The organism is Acinetobacter sp. UBA3132 (assembly GCF_002364825.1).
Taxonomy (GTDB): domain Bacteria; phylum Pseudomonadota; class Gammaproteobacteria; order Pseudomonadales; family Moraxellaceae; genus Acinetobacter; species Acinetobacter schindleri.
In genome coordinates, this window is the sequence record NZ_DEZM01000059.1 from 31340 (window position 1) to 32312 (window position 973).

Here is a 973-nt window from a genome sequence, read left to right on the forward strand (position 1 = left end):
AGTTATTTCGAATTAAACAATCCGATTTAATTTCACCTGACGGTATTTGACAGTGGCTTTATACGTATAATTTCAGGCTTTATTCTGTATTCTTATTTATCTGCAATGCGCATTTCTGCCTGTTTTTCTATTACAATAAAGCCACTTATTGTCAAAACCCAGCAAAATGCAAGGAATTGAAAACATGACAACCATTACTTTACCAGCATTACCTTACGGCTACGAAGATCTTGCTCCACACATCAGCAAAGAAACTTTAGAATACCATCACGACAAACACCACAATACTTACGTGGTTAACCTGAACAACCTGATCGCTGGTACTGAGCTTGAAGGCAAAACTCTAGAAGAAATCATCCTGGCTTCTGCTGGCGATTCATCTAAAGCAGGTATCTTCAATAACGCTGCACAAGTTTGGAACCACACGTTCTACTGGAACTGTATGGCAAAAAATGGCGGTGGTGCTGCAACTGGCCCATTAGCTGCGAAAATTGATGAAGCTTTCGGCTCTTACGAAAAATTCGCTGAAGAATTTGCCAATGCTGCTGCAACTCAATTCGGTTCAGGTTGGGCTTGGTTAGTTGCTGACGAAGTAAACGGTCAGCTTTCTATCATGAAAACTTCAAATGCTGATACGCCAATGGCACACGGTAAAATTGCTGTGTTGACAATTGACGTTTGGGAACACGCTTACTACATCGACTACCGCAATGCTCGTCCTAAATACATCTCTACTTTCCTGGAAAGCCTGGTGAACTGGGACTACGCAAATGCGAAATATGCAGGTCAAGCTGCTGGTGTTGAGAAATAATTCTTTGTTTCCAGTCTAAAAAATCACCCCTCGTGGGTGATTTTTTTATTTTTAAGTTATAAACGCATATTTATAAAGCAAACATTTCATTTCTTTCGATTAATTGGTTGACGACTTTTCTTTTCCTGCCTAAAATGCGCATCAGATTCTCCAATAGCTCAG

1 protein-coding gene is annotated in these 973 nt (G+C 40.1%); it reads left to right on the top strand.

The window, feature by feature from the left end:
* Positions 1–184: 184 nt before the first annotated feature.
* On the top strand, positions 185–811 hold the full coding sequence (locus B4033_RS02775) for a superoxide dismutase (protein WP_286831931.1): 627 nt from the start codon (positions 185–187) through the stop codon (positions 809–811).
* Positions 812–973: the final 162 nt, after the last annotated feature.